The 24,018-nt window shown below is 52.2% G+C and carries 23 protein-coding genes, 3 tRNA genes and 1 other annotated feature; of the genes, 13 read left to right on the forward strand and 13 right to left on the reverse strand.

From position 1 onward, the window contains the following. Positions 1 to 158: 158 nt before the first annotated feature. Positions 159 to 977, reverse strand: coding sequence for a pyruvate, water dikinase regulatory protein (locus tag WG219_10560; protein WXL27859.1), 819 nt, complete (start codon positions 975 to 977; stop codon positions 159 to 161). Between the two features lie 174 nt (positions 978 to 1,151). Here WG219_10560 and ppsA point away from each other — a divergent pair, with 174 nt between their 5' ends. The 8 genes from ppsA to WG219_10600 all read left to right on the forward strand — a co-directional run bounded on the left by ppsA (position 1,152) and on the right by WG219_10600 (position 9,064). Further along, positions 1,152 to 3,524, forward strand: a complete 2,373-nt coding sequence (ppsA, locus tag WG219_10565) for a phosphoenolpyruvate synthase (GenBank protein WXL27860.1) — start codon at positions 1,152 to 1,154, stop codon at positions 3,522 to 3,524. A gap of 63 nt (positions 3,525 to 3,587) precedes the next feature. After that, positions 3,588 to 4,583, forward strand: a complete 996-nt coding sequence (locus tag WG219_10570; protein ID WXL27861.1) for an alpha/beta fold hydrolase — start codon at positions 3,588 to 3,590, stop codon at positions 4,581 to 4,583. A gap of 103 nt (positions 4,584 to 4,686) precedes the next feature. Further along, the gene (gene rraA, locus WG219_10575) at positions 4,687 to 5,175 is read left to right on the forward strand and encodes a ribonuclease E activity regulator RraA (protein ID WXL27862.1); all 489 of its coding nucleotides are present in this window, start codon (positions 4,687 to 4,689) and stop codon (positions 5,173 to 5,175) included. Positions 5,176 to 5,195: 20 nt separating this feature from the next. Beyond that, a complete protein-coding gene (locus WG219_10580; GenBank protein WXL27863.1) occupies positions 5,196 to 6,191 on the forward strand; it encodes a zinc transporter ZntB in 996 nt (331 codons plus the stop codon). Between the two features lie 54 nt (positions 6,192 to 6,245). After that, positions 6,246 to 6,491, forward strand: coding sequence for a CrfX protein (locus tag WG219_10585; protein ID WXL27864.1), 246 nt, complete (start codon positions 6,246 to 6,248; stop codon positions 6,489 to 6,491). A 1-nt stretch (position 6,492) separates the two neighbouring features. Then, positions 6,493 to 7,317, forward strand: a complete 825-nt coding sequence (locus WG219_10590; protein WXL27865.1) for a mechanosensitive ion channel domain-containing protein — start codon at positions 6,493 to 6,495, stop codon at positions 7,315 to 7,317. A gap of 68 nt (positions 7,318 to 7,385) precedes the next feature. Then, positions 7,386 to 7,994 carry an RNA polymerase sigma factor SigX gene (gene sigX, locus WG219_10595; protein ID WXL27866.1) on the forward strand — a complete coding sequence of 203 codons (609 nt, stop codon included), beginning with the start codon at positions 7,386 to 7,388 and terminating at the stop codon, positions 7,992 to 7,994. Between the two features lie 107 nt (positions 7,995 to 8,101). Further along, positions 8,102 to 9,064, forward strand: a complete 963-nt coding sequence (locus WG219_10600) for an OmpA family protein (GenBank protein WXL27867.1) — start codon at positions 8,102 to 8,104, stop codon at positions 9,062 to 9,064. Between the two features lie 256 nt (positions 9,065 to 9,320). Here the strand turns inward: WG219_10600 and WG219_10605 are convergent, their stop codons facing one another. Together WG219_10605 and WG219_10610 are read right to left on the reverse strand one after the other, a co-directional pair. Beyond that, positions 9,321 to 10,268, reverse strand: coding sequence for a spore coat U domain-containing protein (locus WG219_10605; GenBank protein WXL27868.1), 948 nt, complete (start codon positions 10,266 to 10,268; stop codon positions 9,321 to 9,323). Beyond that, positions 10,265 to 10,468, reverse strand: a complete 204-nt coding sequence (locus WG219_10610) for a FimD/PapC C-terminal domain-containing protein (protein WXL27989.1) — start codon at positions 10,466 to 10,468, stop codon at positions 10,265 to 10,267. The genes WG219_10605 and WG219_10610 overlap by 4 nt, the downstream gene beginning before the upstream one ends. Before the next feature lie 309 nt (positions 10,469 to 10,777). Between WG219_10610 and WG219_10615 the strand changes: the two genes are divergently transcribed. Next, a protein-coding gene (locus tag WG219_10615; protein ID WXL27869.1) for an IS3 family transposase occupies positions 10,778 to 12,000 on the forward strand; the annotation gives its coding sequence in 2 pieces (ribosomal slippage) (positions 10,778 to 11,063 and positions 11,063 to 12,000; 1,224 coding nt in all). Continuing rightward, positions 11,056 to 11,172 (forward strand) — a sequence feature (AL1L pseudoknot). It overlaps the preceding gene by 117 nt. A 1-nt stretch (position 12,001) precedes the next feature. Here the strand turns inward: WG219_10615 and WG219_10620 are convergent. The 6 genes from WG219_10620 to WG219_10645 all read right to left on the reverse strand — a co-directional run bounded on the left by WG219_10620 (position 12,002) and on the right by WG219_10645 (position 15,084). Continuing rightward, a complete protein-coding gene (locus WG219_10620; GenBank protein ID WXL27870.1) occupies positions 12,002 to 12,388 on the reverse strand; it encodes a spore coat protein U domain-containing protein in 387 nt (128 codons plus the stop codon). Between the two features lie 45 nt (positions 12,389 to 12,433). After that, on the reverse strand, positions 12,434 to 12,979 hold the full coding sequence (locus WG219_10625; GenBank protein WXL27871.1) for a spore coat U domain-containing protein: 546 nt from the start codon (positions 12,977 to 12,979) through the stop codon (positions 12,434 to 12,436). Between the two features lie 543 nt (positions 12,980 to 13,522). Beyond that, the gene (locus WG219_10630) at positions 13,523 to 14,473 is read right to left on the reverse strand and encodes a GNAT family N-acetyltransferase (GenBank protein WXL27872.1); all 951 of its coding nucleotides are present in this window, start codon (positions 14,471 to 14,473) and stop codon (positions 13,523 to 13,525) included. A 288-nt stretch (positions 14,474 to 14,761) separates the two neighbouring features. Beyond that, positions 14,762 to 14,846, reverse strand: a tRNA-Leu gene (locus WG219_10635). Between the two features lie 53 nt (positions 14,847 to 14,899). After that, a tRNA-His gene (locus tag WG219_10640) sits at positions 14,900 to 14,975 on the reverse strand. Between the two features lie 32 nt (positions 14,976 to 15,007). Next, positions 15,008 to 15,084: transfer RNA gene (locus tag WG219_10645), tRNA-Arg, on the reverse strand. Positions 15,085 to 15,349: 265 nt separating this feature from the next. Between WG219_10645 and folD the strand changes: the two genes are divergently transcribed. Continuing rightward, on the forward strand, positions 15,350 to 16,204 hold the full coding sequence (folD, locus tag WG219_10650; GenBank protein WXL27873.1) for a bifunctional methylenetetrahydrofolate dehydrogenase/methenyltetrahydrofolate cyclohydrolase FolD: 855 nt from the start codon (positions 15,350 to 15,352) through the stop codon (positions 16,202 to 16,204). 52 nt (positions 16,205 to 16,256) lie between these two features. Here folD and WG219_10655 read toward each other — a convergent pair whose 3' ends face one another. The 3 genes from WG219_10655 to WG219_10665 all read right to left on the reverse strand — a co-directional run bounded on the left by WG219_10655 (position 16,257) and on the right by WG219_10665 (position 20,859). Continuing rightward, positions 16,257 to 17,594 carry a hypothetical protein gene (locus WG219_10655; GenBank protein WXL27874.1) on the reverse strand — a complete coding sequence of 446 codons (1,338 nt, stop codon included), beginning with the start codon at positions 17,592 to 17,594 and terminating at the stop codon, positions 16,257 to 16,259. Between the two features lie 156 nt (positions 17,595 to 17,750). After that, positions 17,751 to 19,133, reverse strand: a complete 1,383-nt coding sequence (gene cysS / locus WG219_10660) for a cysteine--tRNA ligase (protein ID WXL27875.1) — start codon at positions 19,131 to 19,133, stop codon at positions 17,751 to 17,753. Between the two features lie 61 nt (positions 19,134 to 19,194). After that, positions 19,195 to 20,859 (reverse strand): glutamine--tRNA ligase/YqeY domain fusion protein, encoded by a 1,665-nt coding sequence (locus WG219_10665; protein WXL27876.1) that lies wholly within the window; start codon positions 20,857 to 20,859, stop codon positions 19,195 to 19,197. Between the two features lie 170 nt (positions 20,860 to 21,029). Between WG219_10665 and WG219_10670 the strand changes: the two genes are divergently transcribed. Then, the gene (locus tag WG219_10670; GenBank protein WXL27877.1) at positions 21,030 to 21,524 is read left to right on the forward strand and encodes a peptidylprolyl isomerase; all 495 of its coding nucleotides are present in this window, start codon (positions 21,030 to 21,032) and stop codon (positions 21,522 to 21,524) included. Next, positions 21,521 to 22,249: a UDP-2,3-diacylglucosamine diphosphatase gene (locus tag WG219_10675; protein ID WXL27878.1), complete on the forward strand. Its 729-nt coding sequence runs from the start codon at positions 21,521 to 21,523 to the stop codon at positions 22,247 to 22,249. The genes WG219_10670 and WG219_10675 overlap by 4 nt, the downstream gene beginning before the upstream one ends. 24 nt (positions 22,250 to 22,273) lie before the next feature. On the opposite strand, the gene miaE is transcribed toward WG219_10675, so the two are convergent. Continuing rightward, on the reverse strand, positions 22,274 to 22,879 hold the full coding sequence (miaE, locus tag WG219_10680; GenBank protein ID WXL27879.1) for a tRNA isopentenyl-2-thiomethyl-A-37 hydroxylase MiaE: 606 nt from the start codon (positions 22,877 to 22,879) through the stop codon (positions 22,274 to 22,276). Between the two features lie 258 nt (positions 22,880 to 23,137). Here miaE and WG219_10685 point away from each other — a divergent pair, with 258 nt between their 5' ends. Continuing rightward, entirely contained in the window at positions 23,138 to 24,001 is an 864-nt protein-coding gene (locus tag WG219_10685; protein WXL27990.1) for a universal stress protein, read from the forward strand. Positions 24,002 to 24,018 lie beyond the last annotated feature (17 nt).

Raw genomic sequence — 24,018 nt, forward strand, 5'->3', positions numbered from 1 at the left:
TTTTAACAAAGCACTTTAATTTGTGAGTTCTTATTCTTTTAAAACAATGGCTTGAGTCGGTATTTTAAGAGTTTGAACGAACAAATTTTGCTACTAAAGTCGCTCCTACAATGGGCAGTGCCCTGTAGGGCGACTTCAGTGGCGTGTAGCAATAAGCACTATTTGAGGCGGCGCTCGACACCTTTTTCCACCAGAATCTTGGCGGAAATCTCCTCAACGGAGAAGGTCGTTGAGTTGAGGTATGCAATACCTTCGCGGCGGAACAGGTTTTCAACCTCGCGCACTTCAAATTCGCATTGAGCGAAGCTGGCGTAGCGACTGTTAGGCTTGCGTTCGTGGCGAATCGCGGTAAGGCGGTCTGGGTCAATGGTTAGGCCGAACAGCTTGTGCCGGTGTTGCTTAAGTGTTGCTGGCAGCTGCAGGCGCTCCATGTCCTCTTCAGTCAGAGGGTAGTTTGCCGCGCGAATGCCATATTGCATGGCCATATACAGGCAGGTTGGCGTTTTGCCGCAGCGGGAGACACCCACAAGGATAAGATCAGCCTTGTCATAGTGCTGGGTGCGGGCGCCATCGTCGTTATCAAGGGCGAAGTTGACTGCCTCAATCCGCTCCATGTACTTAGAGCTTTGGCCGATTGCATGGGATTTGCCCACTGAATAAGAAGAGCTTGATGCCAACTCCTGCTCCAGTGGGGAGAGGAAGGAAGAGAAGATATCGATCATGAATCCTTCAGATTCAGCGAGCACTTCACGGATTTCCTGATTGACAAGCGTGTCGAAAATGATGGGGCGATTACCGTCTTTCTCGGCGGCGGCATTGATTTGTTGTACCATAGCGCGCGCTTTTTCTACGGAGTCGATGTAGGGGCGCGTCAGCTTGACGAAGTCGATGGTCTCAAATTGCGCCAACAGGCTCTGGCCTAATGTTTCGGCTGTAATACCAGTACCATCGGAGATGAAGAAAGCTGTACGTTTCATTTGCGCCGTGGGCCTTAAGCTAGGGAGTATTCTTGGCTATGATAAGGCCCGTTTGGCAGGGCCAACCTGCGCGGCATTGTTACTTATTTTCCAGGGGTAGGCCACACGACTGGCATTTAGCGCTGGCTTAGCCTGCCCCATGAGCTTTTCCAACACCTTAGTGGAGAGATCACCTTGGTAGAGTACGTAGTTTCCCTCGATAAGCTCGGCAACCACGATGTTGAGCACGTAGGGGGCAAGAACGCCTCCCTGGGCGAGATGATCAGCAACCTGTCAGGCGCTGGCGTTTCTGTACCTGGCGGTTTTGCTACCACGGCCCAGGCCTACCGGGACTTCCTTGAGCAGAGCGGCTTGAATGCACAAATTCACGCAGCGCTTGACGCTCTCGATGTCGACGACGTCAACGCACTGGCTAAAACCGGTGCCGAAATTCGTCAGTGGGTGATGGATGCACCTTTCCCAGCCGAACTAGACAAGCAGATTCGTGAAGCTTTTGCTGCTATGGCCGGTGGCAACGACAATATGGCCGTTGCTGTTCGTTCATCCGCAACCGCAGAAGACCTGCCAGACGCGTCGTTCGCTGGCCAACAGGAAACCTTCCTGAATATTCGTGGTGTCGATAACGTTATCCGTGCCGCAAAAGAAGTATTCGCATCGCTGTTCAACGACCGTGCTATCGCGTACCGCGTCCACCAGGGCTTTGACCATAAATTGGTAGCCCTGTCAGCTGGCGTGCAGCGCATGGTGCGCTCAGAAACCGGTACCGCAGGTGTGATGTTCACTTTGGACACTGAGTCCGGTTTCCGTGATGTCGTGTTTATCACCGGTGCATACGGCCTGGGTGAAACTGTTGTACAGGGTGCCGTTAACCCTGATGAATTCTACGTACACAAACAAACACTTGAAGCAGGCCGTCCGGCCATCTTGCGCCGTAACCTGGGCAGCAAAGCAATCAAGATGGTGTATGGCGATGAAGCCAAAGCCGGTAAATCGGTCAAGGTCGTTGATGTGGATCGTGAAGACCGCGCCCGCTTCTGCCTGACTGACGCTGAAGTCAGCGAGCTGGCTAAACAGGCCATGATCATCGAGAAACACTACGGCCGTCCGATGGACATCGAGTGGGCTAAAGATGGCGATGACGGCAAGCTTTACATCGTTCAGGCCCGTCCTGAAACCGTGAAGAGCCGCTCCAACATCAACGTCATGGAACGCTACCTCCTGAAAGAGAAGGGGTCTGTGTTGGTTGAAGGCCGTGCAATTGGCCAGAAAATCGGTGCTGGTCGCGTACGTGTCATCAACGACGTATCGGAAATGGACAAAGTTCAGCCGGGCGACGTACTGGTTTCCGACATGACTGACCCGGATTGGGAACCTGTGATGAAGCGCGCCAGCGCAATCGTCACCAACCGTGGTGGCCGTACCTGCCACGCGGCCATCATTGCCCGCGAACTGGGTATTCCGGCGGTTGTCGGTTGCGGCAACGCCACTCAGGCACTGAAAGACGGGCAGGGTGTAACTGTGTCGTGCGCTGAGGGTGACACTGGTTTCATCTTCGAGGGTGAACTGGGTTTCGATGTACGCACCAACTCCGTTGATGCAATGCCTGAGCTGCCGTTCAAGATCATGATGAACGTTGGTAACCCAGATCGTGCATTCGACTTTGCCCAACTGCCAAACGAAGGTGTTGGCCTGGCCCGTCTGGAGTTCATCATCAACCGTATGATCGGCGTGCACCCTAAAGCACTGTTGAACTACGCAGGCCTGCCGCCTGAGCTGAAAGACAGCGTCGAAAAACGCACCGCTGGTTACAGCGATCCGGTCAACTTCTACGTTGAGAAACTGGTAGAGGGCATCAGCACCTTGGCGGCTGCATTCTGGCCGAAGAAGGTCATCGTGCGTCTGTCGGATTTCAAGTCCAACGAATACGCTAACTTGATCGGCGGCAAACTGTATGAGCCGGAAGAAGAGAACCCGATGCTGGGCTTCCGTGGTGCATCCCGCTATATCAGCGAATCATTCCGCGACTGCTTCGAGCTGGAATGCCGTGCGTTGAAAAAAGTCCGCAATGAAATGGGCCTCACCAACGTTGAAATCATGGTGCCGTTCGTTCGCACCCTGGGTGAGGCAAGCCAGGTTGTCGATCTGCTGGCTGCTAACGGTCTTGCTCGTGGTGAGAATGGCCTGCGCATCATCATGATGTGTGAGCTGCCATCCAACGCACTGCTGGCTGAGGAGTTCCTCGAATACTTCGACGGCTTCTCCATCGGCTCTAACGACCTGACTCAGCTTACTCTGGGCTTGGACCGTGACTCCGGCATCATTGCGCACCTGTTCGATGAGCGTAACCCAGCAGTTAAAAAACTGCTGAGCAATGCCATTCAAGCGTGTAACAAGGCAGGCAAGTACATCGGTATTTGCGGCCAGGGCCCTTCGGATCACCCAGATCTGGCCCGTTGGCTGATGGAGCAGGGCATTGAAAGCGTGTCGCTGAACCCTGATTCGGTGCTCGACACATGGTTCTTCCTCGCCGAAGGCCAGACTGCTTAAAACAGCATTAACTTTCAGTTCAAGGGCGGGGTTAACCCCGCCCTTTTTTGTGTCAGTAGAAAGATGCGAAGCAGCAGCAAATTATTTCCCGTAGCGCTTATCAGTGCAGATTTCCGCGGAGATCTCACTGAGGACGTTTACCGCCTCAAACCTGGAAACAGTCCTGATCCTACCGTTGAATTGGCCCTGACCCGATTGGGCAAAGCTGATCAGCAGCAGCGGGGTATGCCCGTGATTTTGCTCGCAGGTAGTTTTTCCAACCGCCGCTTTTGGTATTCGCCCAAAGGAATAGGGCTTGGAGCGGATCTGGCGCGTGAGGGTATGGATGTATGGCTCGTGGAAATGCGTGGACACGGCCTGTCTCCGCGCAACCGGCAGTACTTGCGCAATACCGTTAATGACTATGTCCGCTTCGATCTCCCTGCCATTGCCGAATTTATTTACGAGCTGAATCCGCAAAAGGCCCACTGGTTGGGGCACTCTTTGGGGGGCGTAATTATTGCCGCTGCACTCGGTGGGCAGCACCTAGATCAGGGAAAAATAGCTTCGGTCATGCTGTTTGGCAGCCAGGTCAGCAGCGGCCACTGGGCCCTTAAGATTCCTCCAGTTGAATGGTGCGCGCGCCTTGTGCTTACAGTTCGAAAATTTCTCAGCGGCCCTGATTTGAAGCGCGGTCCAGAAGATGAGCCTGCCAGCCTAGCTATCGAGGCAATGCGATGGCATGGATTATTTGGCCGATTTCGTTCTCCTGAGCGCGATTGGTGGGCAGGACTTGCTGAGGTGAACATCCCTACCATGGCTGTCACAGCAGTAGCCGACAGAATGGATCCGGCCTGGGGATGCGAAAAGATGCTCAACCAGTTTGGCTCGCAAGCAAAACAACTTTTGGTTTTAGGTAAGGCTAACGGATTCAGCAGTGACTTCGGGCATGTCGAAATGCTTCTTAGCAAAGAAGCGCAGCGAGAGGTGTGGCCATTGATCAAACAGTGGCTGAATCATCAGCATCCGCCTGTGATGGATGCAACTGCGACTGAAGAACTACAGCCCTGTAGTGCGTGACCCGATAAGCTACAGTGGGTTCTTTAATGAACGCAGTAGCTTATGATAGTCAGGAATCAGCAATGTCCTGACCAGACCAAACGACACCACGAGGAGCTTTGATATGCAGTACATCACCCCTGACCTGTGCGACGCCTATCCTGAACTGGTGCAAGTCGTCGAACCAATGTTTAGCAACTTCGGTGGCCGTGACTCATTTGGCGGAGAAATTGTTACCGTCAAATGCTTTGAAGATAACTCCTTGGTCAAAGAGCAGGTTGATCAACCTGGTAAAGGTAAAGTTCTCGTAGTCGATGGTGGTGCCTCAATGCGCCGTGCACTCTTGGGCGATATGTTGGCTGAGAAAGCTGCCAAAAACGGCTGGGAAGGCATCGTCGTGTACGGCTGTGTGCGTGATGTCGATGTGTTGGCACAAACAAACCTTGGTATCCAGGCCTTGGCCAGTCATCCAATGAAGACGGACAAGCGTGGCATTGGTGACCTCAACGTACCGGTTACCTTCGGCGGTGTCACCTTCCGTCCGGGCGAGTTCATTTATGCGGATAACAACGGCGTCATTATTTCGCCGTCAGCGTTAAAAATGCCGGAGTAATAGCGGTGCAGGAGCGCGCCATGCTTGAGGACGACAACGCCCAGTGGGGGCTTCTTCACGCCTTCGTTCTCAACGGTAAGGGTGGTGCCCGCAGCATCACCCGGCAGGAACTGCAAGACTTGCAACTGGAGGCTCATGAGAGCCTCTGGCTGCACTGGGATCGAGGCCACCCTCAAACTCAATCCTGGCTGCGTTTGGAAAGCGGATTGAACGAGTTCGTTTGCGATCTGCTTCTAGAAGAAAATACGCGCCCGCGCTTATTGTCTTTGCCTGAGAACCAACTGTTGCTGTTTCTGCGCGGTGTTAACCTCAATCCTGGGGCTGAGCCCGAGGATATGGTGTCCGCACGTATTTTTGCAGACTCGCAACGTGCCATATCTCTGCGGTTACGCCCTCTGCATGCGACTGAAGAGTTGATCGAAGACCTCTTAGACGGGCATGGGCCTAAGACGGCAGCGGAACTGATCCTTAACCTCGCTCATTACATGACAGACAAGATCGACCAGCTGGTGTCTGAACTGTCTGAGCAGGTCGACGCGGAAGAGGAGCGCGCTGACGCTCTGGATAATCCCGCGCCCGACCACGCCATGCTCATGCAAATTCGTCGTCGAGCCGCTGGCTTGAGACGTTTTCTGGCCCCACAGCGTGACATATTTGCTCAGCTGACGGGAGTCGCCCTGGCATGGTTTTCTGATTGCAATAGCGGTTATTGGAATGAGCTGAACAACCGATTAACACGCTACCTGGAAGAGCTTGAGCTGAACCGTGAGCGGGTCAACCTGCTTATGGAGGCAGAAAACCGCCGAATGAACGAGCGCATGAATCGCACCATGTATCGCTTCGCGGTGATCACCAGCATATTCCTGCCCATGAGCTTTCTGACAGGGTTGCTGGGTATCAATGTAGGCGGAATACCTGGTTCAGATAGCCCTTTTGGTTTCCTAGTGGCCTGCATCTTGATTGGCCTTGTGGCAGTTGGCCAATGGCTATTGTTCAGGCGCTTACGCTGGGTGTGATGTGACTTGCATCAAGATTGTCTCGTCTAGCCGAAACATCCTGTGAGGTGCGCTATGCACGATCCATTTGAAGAATCGCTGCGCGATTTACTCAACTCATCCTCATCCGTGCGTGATGACGATGCATGTTTGAACCGCGTCCTCAAAACTGCCAACCGACAGGTTGGGGCAGGGGATATGTTCAGCCTGATGGGAAACTGCCTAAGTGCCATCATGATTGCGCTGAATAATGGCTCTGCGCATGTAGCGCCTGTTTCTCGCCGCAAATCTACACGACGTACGACAAATAAGGTTGACTGAAATGGAACTTGATCCCTGGACTCATAGCCTCGTAGCCGCAATGACAGCCTTGTGGACCAAGGTGGCAGGTTTTATCCCAAACCTGTTTGTGGCACTTATCCTAGTGCTGCTGGGGTTTGTCGTCGCCAAGTTGTTGGATACTTTGCTCTCAAAACTGCTTGGGAAAATCGGCCTTGACCGCCTGATGGCCGGAACTGGCCTGACCAAGATGCTTGCCCGTGCAGGTATACAGGTACCGGTATCCACCCTGATCGGCAAAATTGTCTACTGGTTTGTACTGCTTATATTCCTTGTCTCTGCTGCAGAATCACTGGGCCTTGAGCGCGTGTCCGCAACACTTGATGTGTTGGCGCTGTATTTACCGAAGGTATTTGGTGCAGCATTGGTACTACTTGCTGGTGTTCTTCTGGCTCACCTGGTAAGTGGCCTGGTCCGTGGTGCCGCTGAAGGTGTTGGCCTCGAATACGCCCACGGCCTGGGGCGGATTGCTCAAGGCCTGGTCATCATTATCAGCATCTCTGTTGCTATTGGTCAGCTTGAAGTTAAAACCGATTTGCTGAACAACGTGATTGCCATTGTTTTGATTTCTGTTGGTCTGGCTGTTGCCTTGGCATTGGGATTGGGTAGCCGTGACATCGCCAGTCAGATTCTTGCCGGCATTTACGTGCGTGAACTCTATGAAGTCGGGCAGTACGTTCAGATCGGTGCCGTCGAAGGCCAAATCGAAGAGATCGGTACGGTAAAAACCACATTACTGACGGATGATGGCGATTTGATCTCTGTCTCTAATCGAACCCTGCTCGATCAGCAAGTTAGCAGCCGATAAGTTCATTACCTGCTATTGTATGCGGCCAACTCACGGGGCTTTGCACCCCGTTTTGGCTCCAGTTTTGAATGTCGGCCCGACTTGTTTTGAATAAAACCACCACAGCGCCCTCACGATATGATCCGCGTTCGCTCTCCGATGAGGAGCTGGCGATGCGTGCGCATGATGAGCTATTTCACATCACTCGAGCTTATGAAGAACTCATGCGCCGGTATCAGCGCACTTTGTTCAATGTCTGTGCCCGCTATCTGGGAAATGAGCGTGATGCCGACGATGTTTGCCAAGAAGTAATGCTTAAGGTGCTGTATGGCCTTAAAAACTTTGAGGGTAAATCAAAGTTTAAAACTTGGCTTTACAGCATCACTTATAACGAGTGCATAACCCAATACAGAAAAGAGCGGCGCAAGCGCCGCCTGATTGATGCCCTCAGCCTTGATCCGATTGAAGAGGCCTCAGAAGAAAAATCCCCTAAAATTGAGGATAAAGGCGGGCTTGATCGCTGGCTTGTTCACGTTAATCCGATTGACAGAGAAATTCTTGTGCTTCGTTTTGTCGCTGAACTGGAGTTTCAAGAAATCGCTGATATTATGCACATGGGCTTAAGTGCGACTAAAATGCGTTACAAGCGCGCGCTTGATCGCCTGCGTGACAAATTTTCTGACGGAAGTGAAACTTAATTAGGTGGAATGCTGTCCTAATTTCAGGTTATATCTGTTAGAATGACCTGTAGAGTTGTCTTGTTTGTCAGACAACTTACTGAGCACACAAGATAGGGATTCTCGTAATGAAATTGAAAAACACATTAGGCGTTGTCATCGGTTCGCTGCTGGCTTCGTCCTCCCTCAGCGCGCTGGCTCAAGGTCAAGGCGCTGTAGAAATCGAGGGCTTTGCGAAGAAGCAGTATTTCGACAGTGCTCGTGATTTCAAAAATGACGGCAACCTGTTCGGCGGTAGCATCGGCTACTTCCTGACTGACGACGTTGAACTGCGTCTGGCCTATGATGAAGTTCACAACGCACGTAGCGATGATGGTAAGAACATCAAGGGCGCTAACACCGCTCTGGACGCTCTGTACCACTTCAACAACCCTGGTGATGTAGTTCGTCCATACATTTCCGCTGGTTTCTCTGATCAGAGCGTTGATCAGAATGGCAGCAACTCCCGCAATCGCTCCACCTTCGCTAATCTGGGTGGCGGTGCTAAGTTCTACATCACTGAGAACTTCTATGCACGTGCTGGCGTTGAAGCTCAGTACAACATCGACCAAGGCGACACCGAGTGGGCGCCAAGCGTCGGTATCGGTGTTAACTTCGGTGGCGGCAGCAAGCCAGCTCCAGTTGTAGCAGCTGTAGAGCCGACTCCTGAGCCGACTCCTGTTGAAGAGCCGCTGGAACTGGTTCGTGTTGAACTGGACGTTAAGTTCGACTTCGACAAGTCCTCTGTTAAAGAAGAAAGCTACGGCGATATCAAAAACCTGGCTGACTTCATGAATCAGTACCCACAAACCACCACCGTGGTTGAAGGTCACACTGACTCCGTTGGTAGCGATGCCTACAACCAGAAACTGTCCGAAAACCGTGCAAACGCTGTTCGTGAAGTTCTGGTTAACCAGTACGGTGTTGATGGCAGCCGCGTAAGCGCTGCTGGTTACGGCGAGTCCCGTCCGGTCGCTGACAACGCAACTGCCGAAGGCCGCGCTGTAAACCGCCGCGTTGAAGCAGAAGTAGAAGCTCAAGTTCGCCAGTAACTGAACTAAGCTTGTGAGGAAAGGCCCGGCAATAGCCGGGCCTTTCTATATCTGTGCTTTAACGACTAGCGTCGTCAACTATTTCAAGACCACCATTGAAAACGATGTTAGACGGCATACTCGGTGCGAAATGTAGACTAGACTAACTCGGTCTTTTATATTCCAGCCTTGAGTTATCACTTAGATCTTGCGTCTGCGTATCAGTCAAAGAGCTGGTATCGCATCGACTCATTGATCTACCGCAGGAGTGGTAAGACTAGTAAGTCAGTATCACTCTAACTGAATCAATATAGGTACCTGCCGGCACATTAGGCTGAATAGGATTTACAGCCACCCTGTATGGAATGCTTTGTGTCGCGCCACTACCTGTACTGGTGGTCGTGTTGGACGTAGTCCACACAGCTGTGCCTGTTTCTTTATAAATGTTGTACTGGATAGTGTTAGGTCCATTTACCATACGCCGCCAGCCTTCTGAAAAGTTATTACCATTATCAAAACCTAGCTGATAGGTGCTATTGAGTGTGCAGCGCACGTCAATACTTTGATTTACTTCTGGGAAGGCAGACACGATCGCGGCACTACCAAAAGAGACATCAGGCGCTTTATCTATAAAGCAGTCGTTGAGAACATTGAGCGTGACTGTCACAACACTGGTAGCTTGCCCGGTGTTGTAAATGCAGACAGAGCCGACTCCTGCTGAGCATATCTTCCAGTTCCATGTCAGTACAATCGTATCCGTATAGGTTCCAGCTGGCAGTGCTAAGCCTGGTGTGATACGCAAATACAAAGGCAGACTTCCATCGCTTCCTGTGAACAAATTCAAGATCCCCACGACACTCGACTTGCTCCAACTTACAGTATCACCAGTGCCATAGGATGAGCCGCAGCCACTATCACGGCAAATGCTGTAGGGCAGGTAAGTATTCGTTGCAGTATTATAAAGTCGTGGCGTTGTGCCGAGGCTATTTGATGATGTTGAGATAGTTGAGGTAATTTTATTCTCGCCCAACAGACTCAGCACACCGCTAGAGCATTTGAATCCTGTTTCAGCTGTTACAGTCTCAGTATTAGTAGCAAGGGCAAACGAACTCAATGCCCCAAAACTCACATTTGCGGAAGACGTGCTGCAGTTTGCCTGTAGCTCTGTATTCACCAACATTAAAGCAGTCCCTAAAATAATCGCTCCGGTGATAGGACGAATCATGGCGCGACTCCAGTTGTGAATATGCAGGGTAGTGGGCCTATTCTTGTGATGTTCGGGGTTTTGATTGACAACAAAAAATCAGCTTGACAAGTGCGTCCATCCGGCTGGGTTATTATCAGCCTATTTTTTGAGCCCAACTCCTCGAAATATACTTGTCCATCCCATCCCACTGGTGCGTAGCGGCCACTATTTACTTCCATGGCTTGACTACCCACTGGTAGTGGACTGCCATCATCACTCACAACTTTGATCGTGGCGGCGACAATTGTGCTAAATGGAAAGTTGAGTAGCACCCCACTGCCTTGTCGTACGGATACACGCTGATCAACGTTTTTAACAGAGACGTTGGCTGGAAGATTCAGTGTGTCGACTTCAAAGTGTGCAGGATAATAGGCAGATACCCATGGTACGAGTAGGTGGCCATTTCTGTCGGTGTAACCTATTAACTGATTCTCATAGTGAATCGCCCCGGGTTTCGTGGAGGCCTCAACTCTTGAGAAGATGAGGCCATGAAAAAGACTACGACCTACTCCCCTGAAGTCCGTGAACGTGCCGTGCGCATGGTTCTGGAACACCTGAACGACTACCCCTCCGAGTGGGCCGCCATTGAAGCCATCGCGCCGAAGATTGGCTGTGCAGCGCAAACGTTGCATGGCTGGATTCGCCGCCATCAGACCGACGCAGGCCAGCGTCCAGGCCCGACCACCGAAGAGCGCGAACGCATCAAGGCGTTGGAGCGGGAGAACCGGGAATTGCGCAAGGCCAATGAAATTCTGCGTCTGGCCAGTGCGTATTTTGCCCAGGCGGAGCTCGACCGCCGCACCAAGTCCTGAGGGCTTTTGTCGATCAGTACCGTGACCGTCTCGGGGTCGAGTCGATCTGCCGTGTCTTGCAGATCGCCCCGTCCGGTTACCGCAGACATGCGGCCCAACTGCGCAATCCGGCACTGCGTTGTTGCCGTGCTCAGCGCGATGAGGCGTTGAGCTTGGAGATCCAGCGCGTGTGGGATACCAACATGCAGTGCTATGGCGCGGTGAAGGTTTGGAAGCAGTTACTGCGAGAGGGCCTCAAGGTCGCCAGATGTACGGTGGAGCGGCTAATGCGGCGAGCTGGGTTGCAGGGAATTAGGCGTGGCCAGGTTGTACGGACGACGGTGGCCGGCGACAAGTCGCTGTGTCCGCTGGATTGTGTCCAACGCCAGTTCCATGCTGAGCGCCCGAACCAGCTGTGGGTGTCGGATTTCACCTATGTCTCGACCTGGCAAGGCTGGCTGTACGTGGCGTTCGTGATTGACGTCTTTGCACGGCGCATCGTCGGCTGGCGAGTCAGTACCAGCATGAAGACCGACTTCGTGCTGGATGCCCTGGAGCAAGCGCTGTACGCCCGACAGCCACATCGTATGGGTGGCCTGATTCACCATAGCGACCGTGGCAGTCAGTACGTCTCGATCCGCTATACCGAGCGGCTGGCAGAGGCCGGCATTGAGCCTTCGGTTGGCAGCAAGGGCGACAGCTACGACAACGCCTTGGCCGAGACTATCAACGGGCTGTACAAGGCTGAACTGATTTACCGGCAGTCATGGAAGAGTCGTGAAGCTGTTGAGATGGCGACCTTGAAATGGGTGCACTGGTACAACCACCAGCGGCTGTTGAGCTCAATCGGGTATATCCCGCCTGCGGAGGCTGAGGCAAACTTCCACCAGCAACAAGCAAGTCAGGCCATGGCGGCCTGACTTAAACGAAACGGCCTCCACGAAACCCGGGGCGATTCATATAGTTAATTGTCATTGATGAGTCCGTAACATTTGCCATACGTCTTGTTGTAACACTCCCGTAGAGGCCTCCGTCCAGTCTAATTGTGTAGGTTTGCCCATTCATGCATTTAACCCTAATAGAGCCAGCGCCTTGATGACTCATCATGGTTAAAACATTATCCAGTGATACATATTCGCCGAAATTGATGGTGCCAAAGTTTGAATTGCCACTTCCACTAATACTGCTGCTTGTTTCACACGAAGGCAGTATTGTTGCACTGATGTCGATAGTCGCTGTTTGCGCAAAAACCAGTGAGGCTGAACTAAAAAAAATCCAGCCTATAACTATGTAACTTTTAATGCCCATTGCTCAGAATGTCCCTATTCCGGCGCGGAGTGGAAGCAGATTGGGTTACCAGGAAATCGTAACTAATAACGTGTCGCTGTAAGTTCCAGCGGCGGGAGAGGTTGAGCCCTGGTTGGCGGGCGACACTCGGCCGTATAGTGGTATATCAACCGCATTGCCTGTAGCGACAGCAGAAATATTGACGGGAGTGTCAGGTTGGATTAATTGATTGCGTGTCGCATCGGAGTACACATTGTATGCAATTGTCTCAGGAGTTGTTGCATGCTTCATGTAGCGCTGACCGCCAGTGCTATGAAGTCCGGAGTTGATCGACAAGCTTGGACTTAGGCCAGTGCTACACTTTATTTGAATATTTCCACTACTACCTAACGTTTGAGCGTCAATGATATTTGACAGCTCAGAGTGGGAGCCGAAATCAAGCGTGCCCCATTGATTGACGCCAGCATTTACATTGCCATTAGTGATGCTGCAGCCAGCACCAATAACCATCTTTACCTCAACCTCACCGGCAAGGTTATTTGCAGACGCATGTACTGGGGAGCCCAACAAAATCGCGCCTAAGCCTATGGCCTTCAATGCAAATTCTTTCATTTTCCGTCCTTAGAAATATTAGATGCATAAAGAGTGCCCATATTCAGATTGTCCGTTCTGAATATGGGCAAAAGTTATACTCTAGGTATTGCGAGTACAACAAGGCGGAAATCTAATATTTTTTAGGAAAATGAAAATAAACCGCCGAGCGGCACTAGACCCATTAGTTTTCTCTTATACCTAAGTGCGCCAGGTTAATAAAATTATCTTGATGTGAGCATCAATGCCGACAATTGTTGCCCACACCTAGGTGAATGAAATCTCCTGTTTGGGTCTTATTAGCCGGGGAGCGACTCGATGAAGTCATCATGTATCTGTGTCTACAAGGCGAGCTTAAATCCCGCACAGGAGCGCTCGTAGCTGGAGGATTTAATGATTCGCATAATGTATATTATGTTAAATAGAGTATTGAGGTATTGTACTGCCAATACCTCGTCTAGGATTCTTGCGTAAATTGCAGGTGCGTCTTGCTTACTCAGTATCTGCCGCATAAATAAGGCCAGCTTGTAGCTGACCTCTTACCTGTTAACGTCGCACTTGAAGCTACAAATGAAAATCCCCAGCCGCTTCAGGCTGGTAAAGAACCTCACGGATTTCAATGCGCTGAGTGCGATCTGTAATTCTCCAGTCTATGGTGTCTCCCTCCTGGTAGCCCAAGATGGCGGCGCCGATATCTGACAATACGGAGTACTTGCCGGCGCTGCTGTCTGCTGCTTCGGGATAGACCAAAGCCACTTCGATCTCTTCTTCATCCAGTTGCAACACCGTGCGGGAGTTCATCGTTACAACATTTCGGGCCACTTGCTGTGGTTTGACGATAATGGCGCGTTCAAGCTCGTGCTCAAGGTCTACAACAACCGATCCTTGTTCAAATATAAGCAAGTTTTCAAGCCTGGCCCTGTCGACTTCGGTAATGACAATTCCCGCTGCGCTGGTCAAAGCACCTTTGCGCAAAAGCTGGAAATAACGTTGCGCTGTCATTGTGAGTAACTTCAATGTCGGAGATTCTCGCTCGAGTACAAATCCGCTACGCGAGAATGCTTTCAGGGAGCTAACGTTATCGGCATGTATTTTGGCAACCACCCTCTCGGCACGCATCTCCAGAAAGGCTAACTTCATGCTTTCACTGATCGTGCGGGATCCTAGGTGGCGTCCCCATTTAGCGCTTTCTCCGATAGCGAGGACGATCTCGCAATCTGAACCGCTTTTGATCAGTCGGACGAAGCCTACGGGCTCATCATGCCGGTCACAGGCTATGAAGAACCGGCCATCTCGGTTAAAGATGTGTGTAAGAATCGGTAGTTGTGTTCGATTGATGGCTTGCTCAATGGCGCGAGAAACATCGCGTGAATCGCTTAGATAGCGGGTGACTCGTTCGTCCTGTAACCATTCCACCAACGTCAGCGCATGCGCCCGAGTAATTTCCGGGCACAGCGAAATGAAAGGCTTATTCATCTTCACGATACTCAGTTGCAAAGAATGAAAGCCCTTCATGGCTATACGGCCATGACGGTTCTTTCTGCGACCGGGCATCTTACGACATAACGCGAATAAAACCGACTTGTAAGTGCCCTTTTCTATGTATAGCGCTCACAGCATGTGCGGTACATCGCGATTCAGGCAGCAGATCTGCCCTGCCCATTCAGCATTTGCGCTGTGTTTTAGGGATAGATCATTTTTTAGTGCGCAAGAAATGTGAAAGGATTTTAGCGCAGAAACAAAAAAGCCCTGAACATATCAGGGCTTTTTGTATTTGAGGCCGGCTATATCCGGAGAATCAAATGGTGCGGACCGAGAGACTCGAACTCTCACGCCTCGCGGCGCTGGAACCTAAATCCAGTGTGTCTACCAATTTCACCAGGTCCGCTTGTAACGCTTTATACGAAAACGCCAGGGTTTAACCTGGCGCTCTCTTGAATATGGGGTGGACGATGGGGATCGAACCCACGACAACAGGAGTCACAATCCTGTGCTCTACCAACTGAGCTACGCCCACCATATTACATTGCTTGAGCCAAGATCACCAAATGGCGCACCCGGCAGGACTCGAACCTGCGACCATCCGCTTAGAAGGCGGATGCTCTATCCAGCTGAGCTACGGGCGCCTATATCTGCTTAGCAGATCAAAGCTTTCGGCTCGGGGAAAAACTCTTCAGCTTCTACCTTTGCCGTCTTACCCAGCGACTGGCTGTGCTCGACAAGCGGGACGAATGTTATAGAGGTCGCTGTAGGTCGTCAACAAAAAAATTCAAAAAAATTCAGTTATTTAAAGGAGTTACGTGAAAACCTTGCCTCCGCCTTTGCCCCAAAGGCTGGTCATGCGAGAATACACACCCTTTTGTTCATTCTAGTGATGGTTAATCAAGCGCAATGACCGCCCAACTGATCGATGGCAAAGCAATTGCCGCCAACCTGCGTCAGCAGATTGCCCAACGTGTTGCCGAGCGACGCCAGCAAGGCCTGCGTGCACCCGGGTTAGCAGTAATTCTTGTTGGTAGCGACCCTGCGTCCCAGGTTTACGTCTCGCATAAGCGTAAAGACTGCGAGGAAGTTGGCTTCCTGTCCCAGGCCTATGACTTGCCAGCGAGCACTACTCAGGAAGAGTTGCTGTCTCTGATTGATCGCCTCAACGAAGATCCGCTAATCGACGGCATTTTGGTTCAGCTGCCATTGCCCGATCATCTGGATTCAGCACCTCTGCTTGAGCGCATCCGTCCTGACAAAGATGTAGATGGTTTCCACCCTTACAACATTGGCCGTCTGGCTCAGCGTATGCCGTTGCTTCGCCCTTGCACTCCCAAAGGGATCATGACCTTGCTGGAAAGCACTGGGGAAGATCTGTATGGCATGCATGCTGTGGTGGTCGGAGCCTCCAATATTGTGGGCCGCCCGATGGCTCTTGAGCTGTTGTTGGCCGGGTGTACGGTCACCGTCACACACCGTTTTACTAAGGATCTGGCCGGCCATGTCGGTCAGGCAGACATCGTTGTAGTTGCAGCAGGTAAACCAGGTCTGGTCAAAGGCGAATGGGTCAAACCGGGTGCAATCGTGATTGACGTGGGTATTAACCGCCAGGATGACGGCAAGCTGGTTGGAGACGTGGTCTATGAAACTGCCCTGCCTCGCGCCGGTTGGATTACGCCCGTCCCAGGTGGCGTCGGCCCTATGACCCGCGCAGGCCTGCTGGAAAACACCCTGCACGCTGCAGAGCATTTGCATAAGTAAGAAAAAGCCCCCTTAGAGATAATCTAAGGGGGCTTTGCCACTTCGGCCGGTATTAGTTACCGCCTTGTACAGAAAGTGTAAATCTCCCGCCGCTTTCGTCGACAGAACTCACCTTCACCTGATATTCGCCAGCCTCTAAATATTGACTGATGCGGGCGTTCGTTCCGCCACCGCTGTCATCATCCTGCACCTCAACCCCGTGTCCTTTGAGTTCAAGCAGCACATCGAAGTTAGCGGAAGCTAAGTCAATTACATACTCGCCTGCTTCAGGGATAATAATTGTCGCTTGAGCTGGTCGTGAGGGTGTATGTGAGCCTTGGGCATATTGGCCCGGCCGAATACTCGTCAAGCGCGCTTCACTGACTGGAAATTGGACATAACTAAGTTCGAAGACGCCAGATTGGTCGTTGATGCTTTTCGCTTCAATCTTATATCGCCCTGGTAGTAACAATGCACTAAGCCGCGCGTCGGTATTGCCCGCACCGTCATCATCGGTGTATTCAACGCCATTTCCGCTCAATGCCAGCAATGCATCCAGTTCAGAGGAACGCATTTCTAACTGTACTCGCGCGGCTTGTTTTAACTCGATGCTATAGGTCGCGGGCGACATGCTGACCAGACCTGTAATAGTCTTACCGGCCTGCAGTGCACCACTATTAGTGAACTTTACGCCGGTTGGCAATTTTCGCTCTTCAACGTCCAGGCTGTAAGCGCCTCGGGCTGCCTCGTCTAGTGCACCGGCACGTAATTGATAGGTACCCGGTTCAAGGAAAACGCTCAGCTGAGAGTTAGTGCTATCACCAAAGTCATCGTTCTCAGCAGTAAGCCCTCTGCCTTGCAGTGCGAGGGTTGTATCGAATGCATCTGACGCCATTTTGATGGTGTAGATGGCGGCCTCTGTGATTTTAAGTTGGTAAGCATTGCCACCAGACTTCAAGCTTCCAGCAAAGCTATCCCCTGCGCCAAGCTCACCGCTGCTGCGGGCCTCGATGGGTTGTAGAGCTAGCGCGAATGGGCCGTAATCCGTCGAGGAAGAGCCGCTGACCGACAGTGTGTAGCTGCCAGTCTGGGAAGACACTAGCGTCAGATTATCCGCACCTGGTCCTGCTACCAGCCGCCCTTGGCTATCGAGCAGTGTCAGCTGAGTCGCGAGAGGTTCAGATTGTTCAATACGTACCGCTTCACCCTCTTGCAGGCGAAGTCCGTAACTTTGATAGCGCGAACCATTATTGACGTTGACCTTGCTTTGGGTAGTCAATTCGCCATGCAGGCTTGAGGGTTCGCTGGTGTTAACAGATGGCTGAAGGGGATTGCCTGCACAGCCGGCGATTGCGACAGATAAACCAGACAAAAGGAAGAGACGCGGAACTGGAGCAAAAGCTTTACGCATATACCGTCCTTGATTCATGTAGAGAGTGGTACGAAGGCTCTATTCTCTAGCGAAGCAGCACTTTCGAACTAAAAGAATGACACACATCGCACAAAAAATGCGACGTGCGTCATAGCTATCCACACTAGATCGGACGAGTTAGCGCGTACGTTTGGGTTAGTCGACTAAACGCCAGGTCGTACCGCCTTTCCCATCTTCCAATACAACGCCCATTGCGGTCAGTTGATCACGGATTCGGTCAGACTCTGCCCAGTTCTTATCAGTTCTAGCCTGTAAGCGAGCTGCTATAAGTGCCTCAACTTCAGCTGCATCGACCTTCCCTTCTGCTCCGGCCTGCAAGAAGGCCTCAGGCTCCAGCTGCAAAACACCCAGCAACCCTGCCAACTCCTTCAAGCGTGCAGCAAGACCAGCAGCCGCTTGGGTGTCAGAATCGCGCAACCGGTTGATTTCACGAGCCAATTCAAACAGAACCGCACAGGCTTCAGGTGAGTTGAAATCGTCATCCATCGCTGCTGCAAAACGCTCTGCGTAGGCATCGCCCCCGGAAGGCACAGCCACTGGCAGCCCCTTAAGGGCGTTATAAAAACGCTCAAGTGCGCTTTTGGCTTCGCGCAGGCTGTCTTCGGAGTAATTGATAGGGCTGCGGTAATGGCTGGATACCAGCAGGTATCGCACGACTTCCGGGTGATACTTTTCCAGCACTTCGCGAATGGTGAAGAAGTTGCCCAAAGATTTGGACATTTTTTCACCATCTACTCGCACAGCACCTGCATGCATCCAGGCATTGGCGTAAAGCTTGCCAGTGGCGGCTTCACTCTGGGCGATTTCGTTTTCGTGGTGCGGGAACACCAAGTCAGGGCCGCCGCCGTGAATGTCGAAGGTTTCACCCAGGCAGCAGGTAGACATCACCGAGCATTCGATATGCCAGCCCGGGCGTCCCGCCCCCCATGGCGACTCCCAGCTAGGCTCGCCTGGCTTAGCACCCTTCCAGAGTACGAAGTCGAGTGGATCTTCTTTGATCTCGTCGACCTCAATACGAGCGCCGATTTTCAGCTCATCAATTTTGCGGCGGGACAATTTTCCGTAACCGACAAATTTGCCAACCCGGTAGTACACATCGCCATTACCCGGAGCATAGGCATAACCCTTGTCGATCAGGGTTTGGATCATCTCGTGCATGCCTGCGATGTGATCCGTTGCGCGGGGTTCCTGATCCGGGCGCAGCACATTAAGGCGTGCTTCGTCCTCATGCATGGCAGCGATCATACGGGCTACCAGGGCTTCAAACGGCTCGCCATTTTCATTGGCGCGCCGAATGATCTTGTCGTCGATGTCGGTGATATTACGGACGTAAGTCACGTCGTAGCCGCGATGGCGCAACCAGCGGGTGACAACGTCAAAGGCAACCATTACCCGCGCATGACCAATGTGACAGAAGTCGTAAACCGTCATACCGCACACATACATGCGTACTTGATTACCCACTAACGGTTTGAACTCGTCTTTGCTTTTGGTCAGCGTGTTGTAGATGGAGAGCATCGAAATTCCTTGAGGAGGCACAGGCCGCTCAAGCGGCCTGGTTCAAATCAATCACCCAGGTTTAAACCCAGGAGTCGCGCAATGTAACGGTACGGTTGAAGACTAGGCTGTCTGGTGTGCTGTCACGGCTGTCGACACAGAAATAGCCTTCCCGCTCAAACTGGAAACGGTCTTCGACTGTCGCTTTAGCCAGTGACGGCTCCGCGCGACAACCTTTGAGCACTACCAGTGATTCCGGGTTGATATTGTCGAGGAAACTACCGCCCTCTTCAGCCTTCTCCGGGTTTGCGGAGCGGAACAAGCGGTCGTACAGGCGAACTTCACACTCAACGCTTTCGGCTGCCGGAACCCAGTGAATCACACCTTTGACCTTGCGACCTTCAGGGTTCTTGCCCAGGGTGTTTTCATCATACGAGCAGCGCAGCTCAACGATATTCCCTTCAGCATCCTTGATGGCCTCGTCGGCACGAATCACGTAGCTGCCGCGCAGGCGCACTTCACCACCAGGAATCAGGCGTTTAAAGCCTGCTGGAGGGACTTCTTCAAAGTCGCTGGCGTCGATGAAGATCTCGCGGCTGAACGGCAGAACACGCACGCCCATGTCTTGCTTCGGATGGCGAGGCAGCTCAAGTTGTTCGACCTGACCTTCAGGATAGTTGGTGATTACCACCTTCAGGGGCTTCAGCACGCACATGGCACGGCTGGCATTGGCGTCCAAATCTTCGCGAATGGCGAATTCGAGCATGCCGATATCCACCACGCCGCCTGCGCGGTTGACGCCAATCATGTCGCAGAAGTTGCGAATTGACGCCGGTGTGTAGCCGCGACGGCGGAACCCTGAGAGCGTCGACATGCGTGGGTCATCCCAGCCATTGACGTGCTGCTCGTCCACCAACTGCTTAAGCTTGCGCTTACTGGTGATGGTGTAGTTCAGGTTCAAGCGAGCAAATTCGTACTGGCGAGGCTGTGCCGGAACTGGCAAGTGCTCTAAGAACCACTCGTACAGTGGGCGGTGATCTTCAAACTCAAGGGTGCAGATCGAATGGGTGATGCCTTCAATAGCATCGGATTGGCCGTGAGTGAAGTCGTAGCTTGGGTAAATGCACCATTTGTCACCGGTCTGGTGGTGATGGGCGTGGCGAATACGGTAAAGGATCGGGTCGCGCAGGTTCATGTTCGGCGAGGCCATATCGATTTTGGCACGCAGCGCGCGGGCGCCGTCTGCAAACTCACCGGCTTTCATACGGGCGAATAAATCCAGATTCTCTTCGACGCTACGGTCGCGGAACGGACTGTTCTTGCCTGGCTCAGTGAGGCTGCCGCGATATTCGCGGGCTTCTTCCGGGGAGAGGTCGCACACATACGCCTTGCCAGCCTTGATCAGCTCAATAGCCCACTCGTGAAGCTGCTCAAAGTAATCAGATGCATAATGCTCCTCACCTGCCCACTCGAAACCCAGCCATTTGACGTCTTCTTTGATGGCGTCAATGTATTCCTGATCTTCTTTAGCTGGGTTGGTGTCATCAAAGCGCAAGTTGCATTGGCCACCAAACTCCTTGGCCAGGCCGAAGTTCAAGCAGATCGACTTGGCATGGCCGATGTGCAGGTAGCCGTTAGGCTCCGGCGGGAAACGCGTGATGATCTTCGCGTGTTTACCAGCATCCAGGTCAGCCTGAACGATGGGGCGGAGGAAGTTGGCAGCGGCGACGGTTTCTGGCTTGCTCATGGTGTCCTTGATCATTCGGATGCGCGGCACAGGGTAGGCCGACAAATACAAAGCGCTTATCATAGCCGAAGCTGTCAATCACCTGACAGGCCCCCAACCGCCTCCCGGCCTTATAGTTGTCACTAAAATGCCGGAGCGGCTCCCGGTTTTACCGAAAGAGCGACTATTACATGATCAAGCTGCACACCAATCACGGCGTTATCACTATTAATCTCTTCGAAGACAAGGCTCCGGAAACTACTGCCAACTTCAAGCAGTATGTTCAGGAAGGTCATTACGACAACACCGTTTTCCACCGTGTTATCAGCAACTTCATGATTCAGGGTGGCGGTTTTGAGCCGGGCATGAAGCAAAAGCAGACTCGTGCTCCTATCAAGAACGAAGCAAATAATGGCCTTTCCAACAAAATCGGCACCGTGGCCATGGCGCGCACCATGGAACCACACTCTGCTTCTGCGCAATTCTTCATCAACGTAGCTGACAACACTTTCCTCAACCACAGCTCCCCGACTGTTCAAGGCTGGGGCTACGCCGTATTTGGTGAAGTTGTTGAAGGTATGGACGTTGTTAACGCCATCAAAGGCGTGGCTACCACCAGCAAGTCTGGTCACCAGGACGTACCGGTTGAAGATGTCATCATCGAACGTGCTGAGATCGTTGAGTGATATTGCTGATCTCTGATCTGCACCTTGAACAGGAGCGCCCGGACATTACCCGGGCGTTTCTTCATTTCTTGGATACGCGGGCTAGCCAGGCCACGGCGCTCTATATTCTCGGAGACTTCTTCGAGGTCTGGATTGGCGATGATGCGATCACGCCCTTCCAACGCACTATTGCCAGCGCATTGCGACGTCTAAGTGATCAGGGTACGAAGGTATTTCTGATGCATGGCAATCGCGACTTTTTGATCGGTAAGGCTTTTTGCCGTGAAGCCGGCTGCACCCTGCTAAAAGATCCGGCTCGTGTCCAGTTCAACGGCGAAACGGTTTTGCTCATGCACGGAGACAGCCTGTGCACGCAGGATCTCGCCTACATGAAGATGCGTTTCTGGCTGCGCAATCCCCTGTCGCTGTTCATTCTGCGTAACCTGCCATTGTCTACCCGGCAGAAACTGGCGCGTAAGCTGCGTAATGAAAGCAAAGCGCAAACCCGAATGAAAGCCAGCGACATTGTGGATGTAACGCCCGAGGAAGTGGTCCGCACCATGACTGAGCAAGGCGTTCGCACCCTGATTCATGGGCACACCCACCGCCCGGCAACACATCAACTTGAAATCAGCGGTCACCCGGCACAACGCATTGTGTTGGGAGATTGGGACAAGCAAGGCTGGGCGCTGCAAGTAGATGAAAACGGCTTCAATCAAACCGCGTTTGATTTGAGCGTCGAATAAATTAGCGCCCCGTAGGGCGCTAATTCAGAATGCAGGCACACCGCTATGGAAGCGAAATTCCGTATCCGGCGATTCAATTAACACCTGCTCTGCTTCACGTACCCGTACGATCGCTTGATCAACATCTGCCGCCTCACCGTACTGGTAAGCAAGCTTCAGATAGCCTTGAAAATGCCTGGATTCGCTTTTAAGCAGGCCGAAATAAAACTTGCCCAACTCTTCATCTAGGTGTGGCACCAACGCTTCGAAGCGCTCACAGCTGCGGGCTTCTATGAAGGCTCCCACCACTAAGGTGTCCACCAGCTTAAAGGGCTCGTGGGTGCGCACGACCTTGCGCAAGCCTGATGCATACCGCGCTGCCGATACTGGGCGCAACGGAATTTTGCGGCGTTTCATGATGCGCAATACCTGCTCGTGATGCACAAGCTCTTCCCGGGCAAGGCGTGACATCGCATTAAGCAAATCAACATAGGTGCTGTACTTGGCCATCAAGCTCAAGGCGGTGCTAGCAGCTTTGAACTCGCAATTTTTATGATCAATCAACATCGTTGCCTGATCGTTTAATGCAGCCTTGACCCACGATTCAGGTGTCGGGCAACCTAGGAATTCTTGTATCTCTGGGAAGTTCATTTGCTCGCGCTCACATCTAAATAACTGACGATCAAATTGAAACCTGCCAGTCGTGGGTTTGAGTTGGCCGTGTTGACGACGTTATTGGCTAAAAGACGCATAGACTCACAAGTGCAATTGAGCTTAAACAAGCACAACAAAAACAACCATTATACGAGGCTGTCCCAAGGCTGGAATACCCAAGCGATTGACATCGGTCAAGGGGACAAGTCAGCAGGCAGTTATAGTGGTTTCAAACAACTGTTTAAGGAGCTGGTCATGCAAGCAATTCGTAGCATTCTTGTAGTCGTAGATCCCTCACAAAACGAAGATCTTGCCCTCAAGCGCGCCAAGCTAATTGCTAGCGTCACACAGTCTCACCTGCATATTCTTATCTGCGACAAGAAAACAGATCACAGCGCTTTGCTCTGCGATCTGACTGAAGAACTCAATAACGAAGGCTTCAGTGTGACATCGCAGCAAGCTTGGAACGAATCACTGCATCAAACAATTGTCACCGTGCAACAGTCTGAAGGTTGTGGTCTAGTGGTTAAACAGCACAGCCACGATAGCCTGCTCAAAAAAGCAATCTTGACCCCAGATGACTGGAAGGTCCTGCGCTATTGCCCTGCCCCTGTGTTACTTGTAAAAACAGATACATCTTGGACTGATGGCGTCATCCTCGCGGCAGTGGATGTTGGAAATTCTGACGCCGAACATCGAACTCTACATAGCACTATCGTCAGCCATGGCTACGAGATCGCAACCCTGGCGCAATCGGCACTGCATGTCGTTAGCGCTCACCCGAGCCCAATGCTCTCAGCCGCCGATCCTACCTTCCAACTGACTGAAACCATTCAGGCCCGCTACCGTGCTAACTGCGCAGAATTTCAGAAACAATATGATGTGACTGATGACCGCCTGCATATTGTTGAAGGCCCTGCAGACGTCTTAATTCCACAAACTGCCAAGCGCTTGAACGCAAGCGTAGTCGTTGTTGGCACGGTCGCTCGCACTGGCTTGTCCGGCGTGCTTATTGGTAACACGGCTGAGGTGATTCTCGACACACTCGAAACAGACATCTTAGTTCTGAAGCCTGACGATATTATTGAGCACTTGGAACAGCTCGTAGCTCAGCGCTGAATCATGTGGGGCGGCTT

It is taken from the genome of Pseudomonas mendocina, from assembly GCA_037482215.1.
Lineage (GTDB): Bacteria > Pseudomonadota > Gammaproteobacteria > Pseudomonadales > Pseudomonadaceae > Aquipseudomonas > Aquipseudomonas mendocina_E.